The organism is Pseudomonas sp. P5_A2_2, assembly GCF_054177685.1.
Genome location: NZ_JBGCUL010000037.1, coordinates 1 through 16,014, shown reverse-complemented (window position 1 = coordinate 16,014; position 16,014 = coordinate 1). Strand labels below are relative to the sequence as shown.

General features: G+C 61.8%; 13 protein-coding genes. All 13 read right to left on the bottom strand.

What is annotated here, in order from left to right; all coding sequences use genetic code 11:
• A partial coding sequence (locus ACXRVY_RS05995) for a DegT/DnrJ/EryC1/StrS family aminotransferase (RefSeq protein WP_458237110.1) occupies positions 1-551 on the bottom strand: 551 nt, incomplete at its 3' end.
• Entirely contained in the window at positions 548-1,774 is a 1,227-nt protein-coding gene (locus ACXRVY_RS05990; RefSeq protein ID WP_458237109.1) for a methyltransferase domain-containing protein, read from the bottom strand. The genes ACXRVY_RS05995 and ACXRVY_RS05990, both read right to left, overlap by 4 nt.
• The gene (locus ACXRVY_RS05985; RefSeq protein WP_223461319.1) at positions 1,771-2,331 is read right to left on the bottom strand and encodes a dTDP-4-dehydrorhamnose 3,5-epimerase family protein; all 561 of its coding nucleotides are present in this window, start codon (positions 2,329-2,331) and stop codon (positions 1,771-1,773) included. Before ACXRVY_RS05985 ends, ACXRVY_RS05990 begins: the two co-directional genes overlap by 4 nt.
• Positions 2,328-3,410 (bottom strand): CDP-glucose 4,6-dehydratase, encoded by a 1,083-nt coding sequence (rfbG, locus tag ACXRVY_RS05980; protein WP_223461316.1) that lies wholly within the window; start codon positions 3,408-3,410, stop codon positions 2,328-2,330. The genes ACXRVY_RS05985 and rfbG overlap by 4 nt, the downstream gene beginning before the upstream one ends.
• Positions 3,392-4,165: a glucose-1-phosphate cytidylyltransferase gene (rfbF, locus tag ACXRVY_RS05975; RefSeq protein WP_223461314.1), complete on the bottom strand. Its 774-nt coding sequence runs from the start codon at positions 4,163-4,165 to the stop codon at positions 3,392-3,394. The genes rfbG and rfbF overlap by 19 nt, the downstream gene beginning before the upstream one ends.
• A gap of 277 nt (positions 4,166-4,442) precedes the next feature.
• The gene (locus ACXRVY_RS05970) at positions 4,443-8,036 is read right to left on the bottom strand and encodes a glycosyltransferase (protein WP_223461312.1); all 3,594 of its coding nucleotides are present in this window, start codon (positions 8,034-8,036) and stop codon (positions 4,443-4,445) included.
• A gap of 115 nt (positions 8,037-8,151) precedes the next feature.
• The gene (locus ACXRVY_RS05965; protein ID WP_458237108.1) at positions 8,152-9,723 is read right to left on the bottom strand and encodes a flagellar hook-associated protein 3; all 1,572 of its coding nucleotides are present in this window, start codon (positions 9,721-9,723) and stop codon (positions 8,152-8,154) included.
• Between the two features lie 13 nt (positions 9,724-9,736).
• Entirely contained in the window at positions 9,737-11,782 is a 2,046-nt protein-coding gene (flgK, locus tag ACXRVY_RS05960) for a flagellar hook-associated protein FlgK (protein WP_223461308.1), read from the bottom strand.
• 23 nt (positions 11,783-11,805) lie between these two features.
• A complete protein-coding gene (flgJ, locus tag ACXRVY_RS05955) occupies positions 11,806-13,092 on the bottom strand; it encodes a flagellar assembly peptidoglycan hydrolase FlgJ (protein ID WP_223461306.1) in 1,287 nt (428 codons plus the stop codon).
• Positions 13,093-13,103: 11 nt separating this feature from the next.
• Entirely contained in the window at positions 13,104-14,213 is a 1,110-nt protein-coding gene (locus ACXRVY_RS05950) for a flagellar basal body P-ring protein FlgI (protein WP_223461460.1), read from the bottom strand.
• Positions 14,214-14,231: 18 nt separating this feature from the next.
• Positions 14,232-14,927, bottom strand: a complete 696-nt coding sequence (gene flgH / locus ACXRVY_RS05945; RefSeq protein ID WP_223461303.1) for a flagellar basal body L-ring protein FlgH — start codon at positions 14,925-14,927, stop codon at positions 14,232-14,234.
• A 52-nt stretch (positions 14,928-14,979) separates the two neighbouring features.
• Positions 14,980-15,765: a flagellar basal-body rod protein FlgG gene (gene flgG / locus ACXRVY_RS05940; protein ID WP_458237107.1), complete on the bottom strand. Its 786-nt coding sequence runs from the start codon at positions 15,763-15,765 to the stop codon at positions 14,980-14,982.
• 45 nt (positions 15,766-15,810) lie between these two features.
• Positions 15,811-16,014 (bottom strand): flagellar basal body rod C-terminal domain-containing protein (locus tag ACXRVY_RS05935; RefSeq protein ID WP_458237106.1); only part of this gene is annotated, 204 nt, incomplete at its 5' end.

Sequence of the window (16,014 nt, the reverse complement as noted above, 5' to 3'; positions counted from 1 at the left end):
GTCTTGGTGCCGTGAAAGGAAAACGCGCCGAACGCCCCCAGCGAACCGGCGGCCTGACCGCGCCACTGCGAGCCAATCGCCTCGGCGGCGTCTTCGATGACCGGCAGGCCAAACTCGCGACCGATGGCCAGCAACGCATCCATGTCGCAGAGATTGCCGTAGAGGTGCACCGCCAGAATCGCTTTGGTTCGTGGGGTGATCGCCTGGCGAACCTGCTGCGGGTCGAGGCACCAACTGTCGGCCAGCACGTCGACGAACACCGGCGTCGCGCCCAGATAGGTAATGGGCGCGGCCGAGGCGATCCAGTTGGTATCGGCGAGGATCACCTCATCGCCGGCACCGATGCCCAGCGCCGCCATGCCCATGTGCAGCGCACCGGTGCAACTGGACGTGGCAATCGCGTACGTCGCACCCACGTGCTCGGCAAAGGACTTTTCGAAGCGCGTCAGGTACTCGTAGCAGCGCTCTCCCCAACCATGGCGGACGGCATCGAGTACGTAGTCAGCTTCCAGCTCGCCGACACTGGGTTTGGTGTAATGAATTCGGCTCATCGAATGATCAACTCGGGAATGGCAATGACAAAACGACCGTCCCATGCACGGATGCCGGCAAAAGCCTGGGTGATCTCATCCAGCAGGTTCCACGGCAGTACCAGCACGTAGTCCGGTTTTTCGATGTCGATCCGGGCCGGCGACACGATCGGAATGCGGCTACCGGGCAGGTATTTGCCTTGCTTGTGCGGGTTGGCATCGGCCACCCAGGCCAGCAGGTCCGGCTTGACCCCCGCGTAGTTGAGTAAGGTATTGCCCTTGGCGGCGGCGYCGTAGCCGACCACACGCTTACCGTCAGCCTTGGCCTGCAACAGGAAGCGCAGCAGTTCGTGCTTGATGCGTTCGGCCGCCGGGGCGAGGGTCGCGTAGTACTCGGGGGTTTTCACCCCAGCGGCGAGTTCGGCCTGCAACTGCTGTTGCACCGCCGGCAGCACTTCACGGCGTTCGCCRTCCATGCGCTGCACGAACACCCGCAGCGAGCCGCCATGGGTCGGCAACTGGCTGACGTCGAACACTTCAAGGCCGTTGCGCGCGCAGAGGGTTTGCACGGAGGTCAACGACAGATAGGAATAGTGCTCGTGGTACAGCGTGTCGAACTGCTGGCCGGCCATTAGGGTCAGCAGTTGCGGAAACTCAAACGTTGCCACGCCGGTCGGTTTGAGCTGGGTCGCAAAACCACCGAGAAAATCGTTGATGTCCGGCACATGCGCCAGCACGTTGTTGGCAGCCATCAGGTCGGCGCCCCAGCCTTCGCTTTTCAACTGCGCGGCGGTGTCGCGACCGAAAAACAGTTCACGAATCTCCAGGCCTTTTTCCCGCGCCGCTTGCGCGGTGCTGCGGGTCGGCTCGACGCCCAGGCAAGGGATGCCGCGCCTGGYCACGTACTGCAACAGGTAACCGTCGTTGGCGGCGACTTCCACCACATGGCTGTCGGCGTTCAGGCCGAAGCGTTCGACCATCTCGGCCACATAACGCTCGGCATGGGCCAGCCAGGTGCTGGAGAACGAACTGAAATAGGCGTACTCGGCATCGAACAGGCTGTCGGCGCTGGTGTAATCCTCGGTTTGCACCAGCCAGCATTGCTGGCACACGGCAACCTTCAGCGGCACCCATTGTTCAGCCTGTTCCAGCTGGTCGACCCGCACGTAGGCATTGGACGGCGGCGAGGTGCCCAGGTCGATCAGCGGCAGGGTCAGCGCAGTGGCGCAACCACGGCAGTTCATAGACGCACTCCGGCGAAGTGTTCATCGAGCGCTGGATGACTGGCATCGCGCACCGACAGATTATTGACAGGCAATGGCCAGGCAATCGCCAGCCGTGGATCGAGCACCGACAAACCACCTTCGTGTTCCGGCGTGTAGTCGTTGCTGTGCAGGTAAAGCAGCTCGGCGTCGGCGCTCAGGGTCTGGAAGCCATGGGCGAACCCGGCCGGAATCAACAGGCTGCGGCCATCGCCGGCACGCAAGTGTTCGGCGTGCCAGTGCAGGAAGGTCTCGGAGTCGGGGCGCAAATCCACCGCGACATCCCAGACTTCACCGCGCAGGCAGGTGATCAACTTGGCTTCCGGCGCGCGGGCATTCTGGTAATGCAGGCCACGCACGCTGCCGCGTTCGCGGGTGCAGGAGTGATTGATCTGGCGGATATGAAACGCCTGGCCAAACGCACTGAGGCTGCCCTCGCAAAACAACCGGGAAAAGTGCCCGCGCTCGTCCTCGAAGCGTTTGTGCTGGACGCTGAACAACCCGTTCAACGGCAGCACCTTCAACAGAAACTCGCTCACAACGCGCCTCGGTACAGGTTGAGCTGCTGCAGGGTGACCGTGCGCATGTCGTCACCGGTCTGCCACGCCAAATGCCAATCCAGGGTCTGAGTCAGGCATTGCTGCAACGACCAGCGGGGTTTCCAGGCCAGCAATTGACGAGCGCGACTGCTGTCCAGGCGCAGCAGGCCTGCTTCATGCAGGTCACTCGGTTCGATCCGCAGACCCCGCGCTTGAGGCCAACGATTGGCGAGCAACTCGACCACTTCGCCGACGCTGCACATATCTGCCTCACTCGGGCCGAAGTTCCACGCTCCGGCGAATTCCGGACCTTGCTCATACAGCCCGGCAGCCAGTTGCAGATAACCGGCCAGCGGTTCCAGTGCGTGCTGCCACGGGCGCACTGCCAGCGGATAGCGCAAGGTCACGGGCTCGTCCGCCGACCATGCCCGCAGCACGTCGGGAATCAACCGCTCCGGGGCGAAATCGCCACCACCGAGTACGTTGCCGGCACGCGCCGTGGCCAACGCCAGACCATGCTCGGCATGCTTTTCAGGCGCAAAGAATGAGGCGGCATAGGATTGCGCGAGCAATTCGCAGCACGCCTTGCTGCTGCTGTAGGGATCGTGACCGCCCAGCGCTTCGTTTTCGCGGTACGGCCACAGCCATTCCTGATTGGCGTAGACCTTGTCAGTGGTCACCAGCACACAAGCACGCACGCCGCCGACCTGACGGATTGCTTCGAGCAGGTTGAGGGTGCCCATGACGTTGCTGGAGTACGTGCCCAACGGGTCGCGATAACCTTCGCGCACCAGCGGCTGTGCCGCCAGGTGCAGGACAATTTCCGGCCGGGTCTCGGCGATCAGTTCCAGCAAAGCGCCCAGGTCACGCAAGTCGCCGCGCTGATCATTGATGCCTTCATGCACCCGCGCCAGTTCGAACAGACTCGGCTCGGTGGACGGGTCGAGGGAAAACCCGCTGACTTCGGCACCCAGGCTTTGCAGCCACAACGTCAGCCAACTGCCCTTGAAACCGGTGTGGCCGGTGACCAGCACCCGCTTGCCGCGCCAGAATTGCGGGCTCAGTCCCATTGCTTCCATGGGGCCTCCCCGCTCTGCCACAACGCCTCGAGGTGGTTTTTGTCACGCAAGGTGTCCATCGGTTGCCAGAAACCATCGTGCTGGAACGCCATGAGCTCGTCGCGCTCGGCCAGACCATCCAGCGGCCCGGACTCCCACGAGGTCTCGTCGCCTTCGATCAGCGGCAACACCTTGGGCGAGAGGACGAAGAACCCGCCGTTGATCCAGCCACCATCACCGCGTGGCTTTTCGGTGAAACCCAGGACTTTGTCACCATCGCGATTGAGCGCGCCATACCGGCCGGGTGGTTGTACCGCGGTGACGGTCGCCAGCTTTCCGTGCTTGAGATGGAAATCCACCAATGCACCGATATTGAGGTCCGACACGCCGTCACCGTAGGTAAAGCAGAACGCCTGTTCGTCTTCGAGGTAGCGTCGGGCGCGGCGTAAACGGCCGCCGGTCATGGTCTCTTCCCCTGTGTCGATCAGCGTGACGCGCCATGGCTCGCTGTAGTTCTGGTGAACATCCATGCGGTTGTTACGCATGTCGAACGTGACGTCGGAGGTATGCAGAAAGTAGTTGGCGAAGAAGTCCTTGATCGCATAGCCCTTGTAGCCAAGGCAGATCACGAAATCGTGGATCCCGTGAGCGGAGTACTGTTTCATGATGTGCCAGAGAATTGGCTTGCCGCCGACCTCGATCATTGGCTTGGGCTTGAGGTGCGACTCCTCGCTGATCCGCGTACCCAGGCCACCCGCCAAAATAACTGCCTTCATCCCCTTCCTCTCTTGTTCGTCACAGGGCTCAGCCAAGCTGTATCAAGCTTTTTCGGGCCATCCGGGTTAAACCTGCCGCCGTTCAGGGCACGTCCGGGCTCACCGGAAGTGCTCGTTTTATGGCGATATGAGGGGGACTTGCAGGAAACGCGCCAGCTATTTCAATCCGCTACCGGGCAAAGCGCAGCGGCCACTTCGAGCCAAGTCGCAAAGTCTGGCGGCAAAAAAAAGGCAGGCGACTCAGCGTCGCCTGCCCGGTCGGGATGGTTGCGGACTGTCAGTCCGCCAGCCAGCCATTTTCCCAGTAGCGTAAATTGTCGCCGCGCAGCACGTAGTCACGCAGCACGATCTCGCGCAACTCATCACCCATGCGATAGCTGGCGTCCGGATCGGCCAGGTGCATGCGGATCGCTTGCAGCCATTCATCCGTAGAGTTGGTCTTGATCCGGGTGCACGGCAGGTAGCCGCGATAGGCCTCGGTGTCGGTGCAGATCACCGGGTAACCGCAAGCGCCATACTCCAGCAAGCGCAGGTTGCTCTTGCAGTCGTTGAAAATGTGGAACTCCAACGGCGCCAATGCCAGATCCAGGTTCAGGCTGGCCAGCTTGGCCGGGTAGACGTCCAGCCCGATCACCCCATGAAACTCATGCATGTACGGGCGCAGATCGTCCGGGCACATGCCGAAGAACACCCAGTCGACTTCATTGGCCAGTTCGCGAACCACATCGGCGATCACCGCCAGGTCACCGTGGTGGCTGGTGCCGCCGCCCCAACCGACCCGGGGCTTTTTCGACGTGCGGCGCTGACTGCGCAGATCGGTCCACAAGTGCGAGGCCAACATGTTGGGCACTACGCGAATGTCGTGATGCATGTCCGACAGCGCATTACCCAGCGGTTCGGTGGAGACCACCACGCGATCGCACATGCCGATGGCGCGCCGCACCAGTTTTTCCATTTCGTCCTTGCCCGGCATATTGCGGATATGCGCATTGCGGTGCGGAACGTTGATCACGAAGTCATCGAGCTCATAAATACGTCGCGCGCTGGAGTATTTTTGCAGGCTCGGGATTTCGTTGATCGGACCTTCGGAATAGCGCCCCTGCAGGATGATCACGTCAGGCGAATGACGCTCGACTTCGATGATGGTCGGCAGGTTGTAATGAATGCGTCCGTGCGCCCTGCCGGCGGCCTCCAGCTCGATCAGCGGTTGCGTGACCCGGTAATGGCCGATGGCGGACGCATTGACCGGCAACGCGAGAATCTTCGGCAGCTGAGCCTTGGAAAACGGGCTCCAACCGGAGCGCAGGCCGGGCTCGAGACTGAAGCTCGCCCCACCCAAACCTTGCAGCGCCAGGTTGGCGTTGTAGGCCGGATCACGGGCCACTATCGGCAGCCAGCGTTTATAGAAAGCTTCCTGCTCCTGCTCGCTCCGGGCCTGGTCACCCTCTTGCGCAACCACCGCCGGCTGCGCACCCAATGCCAGTTGCGCGTGAGGCGTCCAGACCACCAGATAACCTTCCTGACCGACGCGCAAACACAGGTCCACTTCGTTGAGGGACTGCGCCAGGTCCTGTTCATCCAGGCCACCGACTGCATCAAAGACAGACTTGCGCACCATCAGGCAATCGCCGCCGACCGCACTGAAATTGTGAGCGACCTGCAAGCGGTACATGTAGCCCGCTGCGTGCAGCGTCTCACCATGGAACGGCACCCCGGCCGGCCCTTGCAACCCGAGTATCAGGCCGGCATGCAGCACGCGGCCATCGGGGTTGAACAGCTTGGCGCCTACCACGCCGACTTCCGGACGTTGCGCATGATTGAGCAGCTCGCCCAGCCATTCGCCCTGGGTGATCACCGTGTAGGGGTTGAGCATCAGAACGTAGTCGCCAGCGGCCTGCTGCGCGGCGAAATTGCGCACCGCCGCCGCATTACCCTGCAACTCGCAGCGCAGCACCCGGATCCGCTCGCTGCCCAATTGCGCCATGCCGGCGAACCAGTCAAGCGCCTCGGCGCTCTCGCTGCCGCTGTCCACCAACAGCAACTCGTATTCGCCGTAGGCCGTTTTCTCCAACAGACTCTCGACACAACGTTGCAATGCCAGGGTCTGGTCCTTGCTGACGATCACGATCGACACCAGCGGCCGATCAGCATGCCGATAGTCGACTCGATTGAGCAGCGCCGAACTGCCCTCACGAATGTCGTGGGCGACTCCCAGGCGCTGCAAGTGTGCCTCGAGCAACCGCGGATTGGTGTCCATCACTTGCGCCTGCGACAGCCATTTGGCCAGGTCGAACGCCGACTCCAGCAGCACCTCCGAAATGTGCCCGACCACGTGCGTGCCAGCACTCTCGACCATGCGCCACAACACATCGTGAGGCGCCAGTTCGCCGTACGCCGAATCGAACCCGCCCAGCGCCAGGAATTGCTCGCGCTCGAATGCCAACGCTCGCCCCACGTAGGGATAGCTGCGCATGAGGTCCAGGTTGAAATCCGGTTTGAACGCAGGCTCGGCCGACTCACCCTGATGCAGCCCACCTTCGTCGCTGTACAGGCAGGTCAGCGTGCGCGACAACGCAATCCGCTCGGCCATGACCAGCAATGCCGGCGCCACCAGGCGATCACCGGCGCGCAGCAGATAGAACCAGCCAATGCCCTCCAGTTGCGGCAACAGGGTGTTGATCTGCTGCTGCCAGTCGTCCTGCAACGGCAAGCGGAAGACTCGCTCGTCCAGCTCGGCTTCAGTGCAAGATGCCGACAGCACCAGTGTCAGTTCAGGGGCGTAATCCTGATCCGCCAGCGATTGCAGGGTAAGCTCCAGCGCCGAACGGCTGCCTTGCTCGTCGATGATGACCGGAACGATTTTGGGTCTGGATGGCCAAGCCTCCAGCGTATCCGTCAGCAACTCGCGCTGACCGTCGGTAAGCGTGCGGCACGCCAGCCACTGGGCATACAGTTGCGCAAAACTGACACTGGCGATGCCGACATGCCAATCCTGGGTGGTCTGCTTGGTGCCCAGGGTCCTGCTCAGCGGCAACTCTTCCCAAACCCGCGGTGACTCGTCCACTTTCGTCAGTGGCACATAGCGCACCCAGCCCTGGGCCGGCGCAGATTCGCCGCCACGGGCCTTGAGCATCTGCGACAGCCATTGCCGCTCGGTTTCGGCCGCGTCTTTCATCGACTGCTGGCTGCTCAGACGTTCGGGGTACAGGCGCTCGACGCCGAGCACATGATTGGACACCGCCAGATTGCCGCGCCGCATCAGGCAGACGTACAAGGCAAAGTCGAGGGTCGCGACGAAGCAATGGCCGGGCTGCGTCAGTGCCGGGAACAGCTCGAGCACGTCAGCCCGCCGGAACATCGCGTTGCTGAAGCCGCCGAGGATGTTGACCGGGAAGTTTTCGAAGATCGCCAGCAGGTCCTCGCCCTTGAACACTCCGCCCACCGGGGACAGCGGAGTGTTTTCGAGGCGCGACGGCAGTGGCATGTCGTCGGCATCCCAGAGCAGGCGCTGGGCCACGACCAGATTGACGTCGGCACAATCGATCAGCACCTGGGCCTGACGCTCGATGCAGGCCGAGAACAACTGATCGTCATCACACAGAATCTTGATGTACTCGCCTTGCGCCACTTCCAGGCAGGCTTGCAGGTTACCCACCAGCCCCAGGGTGCGCGGGTTACGCACATAGCGCACGGTCGCGCCCTGCTCAACCACCGAAGCCACGAAGTCTTCGATCTCGTGACCGCGACTGTCATCGCAAACGATGATCTCCAGATTGCCGTAGCTCTGGTTCACAGCCGTGTGCAAGGCACGACTGAAAAAGCGAGGATTGAAGGCGGGAATGACCAGGCTGACAAGCGGAAGTGAATTCACGGCGGGCTCACAGGCGGCGCGAGCCCGCCCTGAAAAGCGAGCCCTTTGTTACCGCAAAAAAGACGATAAATACTGAAGGGGCAAGGCTATCGGGCACCTGCGCGCCCGACCACCGTCAGATCTTGTTGAACAGGCCCAGCTGGGAAATCTTGCTGAATGCCAGCTGCGCCGCCTGCAACATGGTCTGCTGCAAGGTCAGGCGAGTCATGACTTCGGCCGGGTCCGAATCGCGAATCGACGACTGGCTCGCTTTGTTCGCMAGGGTCAGGCTCTCGTTGGTCGCAGCCTGGTTATCCAGCGCCTGACCGCGAGCACCTATCGTGGTGATGGCCGAGCCGATCTGGTTGGCCGCACTGTCGATGTTGCCCATTCCCGACTCCATGGTGCCCAGAAATTTCTGCTTGGCCACCGGGTCGCCATCGATTGGCGTGTTCAGCGCGGCGATCATCTGGCCCAGAGTGTCGAGCACGTTCTGGGTCTGATGGTTGTTGGACTGAATCACGAACTGGTCGCCGGACGCCGGGGCGCCACCGCCCAGGGCAAACGTCACACCCGCAGCAGTGGCGTTGCCGCCGGCTACGGTGCCCGACGACACCGGCTTGCTGTCGGCAGTGATCGGCGCGGCATACAGGTCGAAATTGGTGGCGCTGGTGAACTTGAGGATCGCCCCGCCCGACGGGAAGGCGTTGGTGTAATCCGTCGGGTTGGTCACGCTGGAACCGGTGATGACCGCGGTCGACGGGTTACCGGCGCTGCGCGAGGTGYTGAAGGTGTCCGACGTGGAAGACAGATTGAAGCTGTGACCGGCGATCACCGCATCCGGGTTGGTATCACCGGGTTTGAGGTTGATGTTCAGCTTCAGGTCGACGCCACGGAAACTGACCGTCTGGTTGGCACCGTTGGAGTTGCTGATCAGGCCGTTCTGACTGGCTTCGGCAGTCACGTCGTTGCCCAGCGAGTCGGTGATCTTCAATTGGGTGCTGCTGAGGAAACTGACGGTGTAGGGCTGGCCGCCCGTGAACTTTGCGTTGTAGGTAGAGCTGGTGCCGACCGTGCCGTTGGACAACACCACGCGACCGTCATCCACCGCCGGCGCGGTCATGGTGGTCTGGGTGCGACTGGTGTTGATGGTCTGCTGGAACGCACTCCAGCCAGTGGTGTTGGTCCCGACCGTCATGCCATCGCCAATGCCAAGGTCGATGGTGGTCTGGTCACCGTTGTAGCTGTAGGTGCCGTCCGAGTTCTGCGAGTAAGGCGCGGTGTCGGTTTTCGAACCGGAGAACACATAGTTGCCGTTGGCATCCTTGGCGTTCATCAGGCCCAGCACTTGTTGCTGGATCTGGCCCAACTCCGACGCATAAGCCTTGCGGTCCGCGTCGGTGGCAATGCCGTTGCTGGCGGCGAGGGCCAGTTCCTTGGCGCGCTGCAAAGCAGTACCGATGGAGTCGAGCGTCGTTTCCTGCAGGCTCAACGCATTCTTGGTGGTGTCGATGTTGGTGCCGTACTGTTCAAGCATCGCGCTCTGCTGACCCAGCTCCAGCAAACGACCGGCGCCGATCGGATCATCGGCGGCGGTGTTGATGCGGGTCAGGCTGCTGGCTTCGTTGCTGGTAGCGATGGCCTTGTTGAAGTTGCGCTGGTAGTTGGCAGCGGTGATTTCGTAATACTGGGCGGTGGAAATGCGCATGAATTACGACTCCTTAAAGGCTGTTGATCAGCGTGGTGAAAATTTCCTGCGCAGCCTTGATGATCTGCGAAGACGCGGTGTAGTACTGCTGGTACTTGACCAGGTTGCCGGTTTCTTCATCCAGGTCGACCCCTGAGTTCGAATCCCGCGCCCCTTTGGCGTTGTCCAGGATCGCCGTGGTAGCGTCGCTGTCGGACTTGCCCTGGGCAGCCTTGGCGCCGACGTTGGTCACCAGCTTGTTGTAGGCATCGGTCAGGCTGATGCCCTTGCTCGCCGTGCCGGTGTCTACGGTCTGCCTGGTTTGCAGACCGACCAGTGCCTGGGCGTTGCGGTTGTCCGAAGACGCCGCGCCGGTCAGGTTGATGGTGAAGCTTTCGCCGCTGGCAGGCGTGGCGCCGACCGTGGTTTGCACGGTGAAGGTCTTCTGCACGGCCGGGGTGACACTGGTGTCCATGACCGGCGCACCGCTGGCATCGACCATGCCCACTTTCAGGTTCAGGGTGTTGCTCTGGCCGGGAACGATGTTGCCGGTGCCGATCGAGTTGCCCTTGGCATCGACCATGTTGTAGCTCTGGCTACCGCCGCTGGCCGTCCCGAACACCAGCTTGACCGGCGTCGAGTACTTGAGCGCGGTCTGCATTTCTGCCTGGGCCGCCGGGTTGTAGATATCGATGGTGCTGGTCAGCGTCGGCTGGGTGTAGGTGCCGGTGTTGTTGGCACTGGTCACGCCGGTCAAGGGTGCTGCGGCAGCGATTTTTTTCGGGTCGCTGAGCACGGTCTGGATACTGGCCGCCGCGCCGCGGGTCGGTGTCACCTTGAACGAATCGCCGGCGCTCAACGCACCGCCATTGAGGCTCAGGCTGAAGCCGTCGATCACCGGGACCGGGGTCGTCGTGGTGCTGAACGCGCCCATGTCGGTGCCGTCAGAGCGCTTGACGGTGTAGTCGGTGGCGCTGGTGAACGTCACCTGATAGTCGCTGGTGGTCAGCTTGCCGGTGTCCTTGATGGTGACATCCAGGTTGCCGGAGCCGGCACTGTTGCCCGCCGCCGCAATGCTGCGCTGACTGACCAGGGCGGCACTGTTGATGTTGTTGAAGATCGCCGCGCCGAAATCACCGTTCTTGTCGATCCCTTGCGCCTGCTGGCTGTTGATCTGGTCGGCCACCACCAGCGCCACGCGCCCCAGCTCATTGAGCGAAGGGTCGAGCACTTCCTTGCGGTAAGTCAGCAGGCCACCGATCTCACCGCCGCTGACCACCGAGGTCACGTCGATGGTGCTGGAGCCACGGTTGAGCTGCAGCGCCATGCGCGATGGATCATCCTTGCCCGGTACGGTTTGCAGCGTATTGGTGGTGTTGCCGACCACCAGTGGCTGACCGCTGCCGATGTAGATGTCGTAGCTGTTGCCACGCTCGACCACCTGGGTACCGACCAGCTCGGACAGTTGGCGCACGGCTTCGTTGCGCGAGTCCAGCAGGTCGTTTGGCTGGTTGGTGCCGGTGGAGAGTTCGGAAATCTTCTGGTTGAGCGTGGCAATCTTGGAGGACAGCTTGTTCACCTGGTCCGCCATGTCCCCAAGATTGCCATTCAGGTTGGTGTTCTGGTCATTCAACTGCTTKGCAATCGAATTGAAGCGGCTGGACAGAGCCTGGGCACCGGTCAGCACCGACTGGCGCGACGTGTCGTCGGTGGCCGACGTCGCAACGCCCTGCATCGACGTGAAGAACTTTTGCAGCACACCGGTCAGCCCGGTATTGGTATCGGAAAGCGTGGCGTCCAGCGGTGTGGCCTGAGCGTTGTACGACGCGGCTTCACTGTTGAGCGAAGTTGCGGTACGCAGCTGCGAATCGAGGTAGGTGTTATACACGCGGCGCACATCGGCCAGCGTCGTGCCGGTGCCGATAAACACGTTGCCGTACTGAATCGAGCCTTTGGTGCTCTGCACAGACTGCTGGCGCGAGTACCCGGCGGTGTCGACGTTGGCAATGTTGTTGCCGGTCGTCACCAACGAGTTATGGCCAGCACTGAGCCCCGACATCCCGATATTGAGYAAACTCATGATTCAGACCTTATACCTTGTGCCTATAAAGGCGTGGTGGAAACGCCTGCCGCAGCGTAGTTCTGGTAACTCGTCATCTGCCTGGCTATCTGCGAAATCTTGCTTGCGTAGTCCGGGTCGGTTGCGTAACCGGCCTTCTGCAACTCGCGTACAAACTGTTCTGGGTTATCGGCCGACTTCACGACATCTTGATAGCGATTATTGGTCTGCAGCAAAGTCACAAGGTCATGGAAACTGTCCTTGTAGGAGTCGTAGGAGCGGAACTCGGCCGTCTCCTTGACCATCTGCCCGTCCCTGAATTCGCTGGTGATCGCCCGCGCCGAATTGCCCTGCCAGCTAGTGCCGGCCTTGATGCCGAACAGGTTGTGGCTGCTGCTGCCATCCTGCTGGCGCATGACCGACTTGCCCCAACCGGTTTCCAGGGCCGCCTGGGCCACCAGGTAACGTGGGTCGACACCGATCCGGGCCGCAGCTTCCCTGGCCATCGGCAACATGGTGTTGACGAACTGGTCGGCGGAACTGAAGGCTTTCTTCGCCGGCGCCAGAGGAATCTGCGCCATGGCGCGACCGTAGATCTGCATGCCGCCGCTGGAGGCTTGCTGCGCGCTGGCCAGCCAGTCGCCGTTGTACAACGGACCGGTACCGGTGGTGGTCGTGCGTTGCGGCAATTGGGTTGCGTTGACTGTTACTGCGGCGGTCGTCGCCGAAGGCACCAACCCGGCCAACAACCGATCTGCCAATTTCGGCGGCAGAGCCAAGCGCCGCTGATTGATCAGCGCCATGTCATTGCGATGAGCACCCTCGCCTGCTTCCTGCGACGCATGAACCGATCGCGAAGCCCACAATGGACGCTGTCCATTGACTCGCGACAGCGGCCCGTTGATTGCGACCGTGCCTGCCGCCACCGGCGTTTGCACGGCTGTCCTGGCTGCCTCTTGCCTGGCCAGCGACGCGGCGGCCGCCTCGCCCGGCGCCAATGGCTTGTTCTTCGACATCTGGCGCATCAACACGTCAGCCAGGCCGATACCACCGCCCTCGCGGGACATGGAAACGGCCAGTTGCTGGTCGTACATTTCCTGATACTGCTTGGCCGCCGGCGTGTTCAGCGGATTGTCCTGCCCCAGCGCTTCAGTGGCCGAGCGCATCGACTTGAGCATCTCACCGAGGAACAGCGATTCGAACTCCTGCGCCACCTTGCGCATGTTGCCGTCGCTGTTCTTGTCGCCGACCTTGAGCTGACTCAGACGATTGAGGTCCGAATAGGAGCCCGAATCGCTGCTGCTGACCAGACCGCTCTTGCGCATATCCACGATGGCCGTCCTCAGATCACGATCAGGTCGGCTTGCAGGGCGCCTGCCTGCTTCAGCGCTTCGAGGATGGCCATCAAGTCACCCGGTGCCGCGCCGACCTGGTTCACCGCCCGCACGATCTCGTCGAGGGTGGTGCCCGGGCCGAACTTGAACATCGGCTTGGCTTCCTGCTGGGCATTGACCTTCGAACGCGGCACAACCGCTGTCGTGCCATTGGACAGAGGGCCGGGCTGGCTGACGATCGGGTCTTCGGTGATGGTCACGGTCAGGCTGCCGTGGGTCACGGCGGCCGGGGAAACCTTGACGTTCTGGCCGATCACGATGGTGCCGGTACGGGAGTTGATGATGACTTTCGCCACCGCCTGACCTGGATCGATTTCGAGGTTTTCCAGGATCGACAGATAGTCGACCCGCTGGCTCGGATCGAGCGGCGCGGTGACGCGAATCGAACCGCCGTCGATGGCCTGAGCCACGCCAGGGCCGAGCATGTTGTTGATCTTGTCGACGACGCGCTTGGCGGTGGTGAAGTCGGAACGGTTGAGGTTCAGCGTCAGGCTGTTGCCCTGGTTGAAACCGCTCGGTACCGCACGCTCCACCGAGGCACCACCGGGGATGCGACCGGCCGACGGAACGTTGACGGTGATCTTCGAGCCGTCTCGCCCTTCCGCATCGAAACCACCGACCACCAGGTTGCCCTGGGCCACCGCATAGACGTTGCCGTCGATACCCTTGAGCGGTGTCAGCAGCAAGGTGCCGCCACGCAGGCTCTTGGAGTTACCGATGGACGAAACGGTGATGTCGACCTGTTGACCCGGCTTGGCGAACGCCGGCAAATCGGCACTGATCGACACGGCCGCGACGTTCTTCAACTGCACGTTGCCCGAACCCGGCGGCACCTTGATGCCGAACTGCGAGAGCATGTTGTTGAAGGTCTGCAGGGTGAACGGGGTTTGCGTCGTCTGGTCACCGGTGCCGTTAAGCCCGACCACCAGGCCGTAACCGATCAATTGGTTGGAACGCACGCCGGAAATGCTGGCGATGTCCTTCAGGCGCTCGGCTTGAACGTTGAAGGCTGCCGACAGCATCAAGGCGGCCACCATAAGGTGTTTGAAGTTCAACATGCTCAACTGGAAAGCCACCTAGAAAGGGAACAGCGGGCTGAGGAAGAAACGGTCGAACCAGCCTGGCTGACTCGCATCGGCAAACGAACCGGTGCCCGAGTAGGTGATGCGCGCATCGGCGACACGGGTCGACGACACGGTGTTGTCGGTAGCGATGTCATCGGCGCGAACCAGGCCGGCAATCCGCACCAGCTCATCGCCGGTGTTGAGGGTCATCCACTTTTCGCCGCGTACCGCAATGATGCCGTTGGGCAGCACATCGGCGACGGTCACGGTGATCGAGCCGGTCAGGGTGTTGCCCTGGGCTGCCTTGCTGTCGCCCTTGGTCGCGCGGTCGCCTTCATAGCTGGCGTCCAGACTCAGGTCACCACTGCCAAACGGATTATTGGTGTTGGGGGTGGAGCCGAACAACGAGGTCAGGCCGATGTTGGCCTTGCTGTTCTTGCCAATTTGCGAGTTGGCGTTTTTGCTGGCCTGGGTCCTTTCGTTCAGGGTGATGGTGATGATGTCACCGACCCGGAACGCCTTGCGGTCGCTGTAGAGGTTCTGTTCGAAACCGGCCTGGTAGATCGAGCCGTTGTTCGCCGCCGCCGGCAACGGCGTGCGCGGCAACACCGGAGCGTAGTAAGGGTCATTGGGCTTGGGCGTCGCAGGCACGCAACCTGCGAGCGCGGTGATCCCACTCAGTGCCAGAACAGATACAAAGCGATTCATGACCCTACCTCACGGTGTTGCAGGCAGCCTCATGGCCGCCCCATAGACTTGATTACAGATTCTGCGTTACGAACGAGAGCATCTGGTCGGCGGTGGAGATCACCTTGGAGTTCATCTCGTAGGCGCGCTGGGTGGTAATCATGTTGACCATCTCCTCAACGGTGCTGACGTTGGACGTTTCCAGGGTGTTCTGCAGCGTGGTGCCGAAACCGTTCAGGCCCGGAGTGCCGACTTGCGGCGCGCCACTGGCGGCGGTTTCCAGGAACAGGTTGTTGCCCACTGCCTGCAGGCCGGCCGGGTTGATGAAGTCGGCGGTTTGCAGGTTGCCGATCACCTGGGCAGCCGGGTTGCCGGCAACGGTGATGGACACAGTGCCGTCGCGACCGACCGTGAAGGTCTGCGCGTCGTTTGGAATGACAATCGCCGGCTCCAGGGCAAAGCCGCTGGCGTTGACGATCTGGCCGTTGGAGTCCAGGTGGAAGGTACCGTCACGGGTGTAGGACGTGGTGCCGTCCGGTTGCAGGATCTGGAAGAAACCGCGACCGTCGATGGCCATGTCCAGTGGCTGCTCGGTGGTTTGCAGGCTGCCGGCGGTGAAGTTTTTCTGGGTGCCGACGATGCGCACACCGGTACCCAGTTGCAGACCCGACGGCAGTTCGCTGTCCTGGGTCGACTGGGCGCCTGGCTGGCGCTTGATCTGGTAGAGCAGGTCCTGGAACTCGGCGCGGTCACGTTTGAAACCCGTGGTCGASACGTTSGCCAGGTTGTTGGAAATGRYGGTCAGGTTGGTGTYCTGGGCGGACAGACCKGTTTTGGCAACCCATAGAGCCGGAAGCATTSGWTTCTCCTCKYGCGCCTGTTTTACGGCGCKASRTWCTGGTAATTAGCTGATCTGCAAGACCCGAGCCATGGCCTGGTCATCGTCTTTGGCGGTGTTCATCATCTTGATGTGCAGTTCGAACTGCTTGGACAAAGCCAGTACCGAGGTCATCTCTTCCACGGCATTGACGTTGCTCGACTCGAGGAACCCGGACACCAGCTTGACGCCGGCATCGGCCTGCGCCGGCTTGCCGTCCTTGGTGTGGAT

Bases quoted from the DNA above. Each gene is read 5' to 3' on its own strand.
- rfbG (WP_223461316.1), bottom strand. From the start codon at position 3,410: ATGGAAGCAATGGGACTGAGCCCGCAATTCTGGCGCGGCAAGCGGGTG.
- rfbF (WP_223461314.1), bottom strand. From the start codon at position 4,165: ATGAAGGCAGTTATTTTGGCGGGTGGCCTGGGTACGCGGATCAGCGAG.
- ACXRVY_RS05950 (WP_223461460.1), bottom strand. From the start codon at position 14,213: ATGTTGAACTTCAAACACCTTATGGTGGCCGCCTTGATGCTGTCGGCA.
- flgH (WP_223461303.1), bottom strand. From the start codon at position 14,927: ATGAATCGCTTTGTATCTGTTCTGGCACTGAGTGGGATCACCGCGCTC.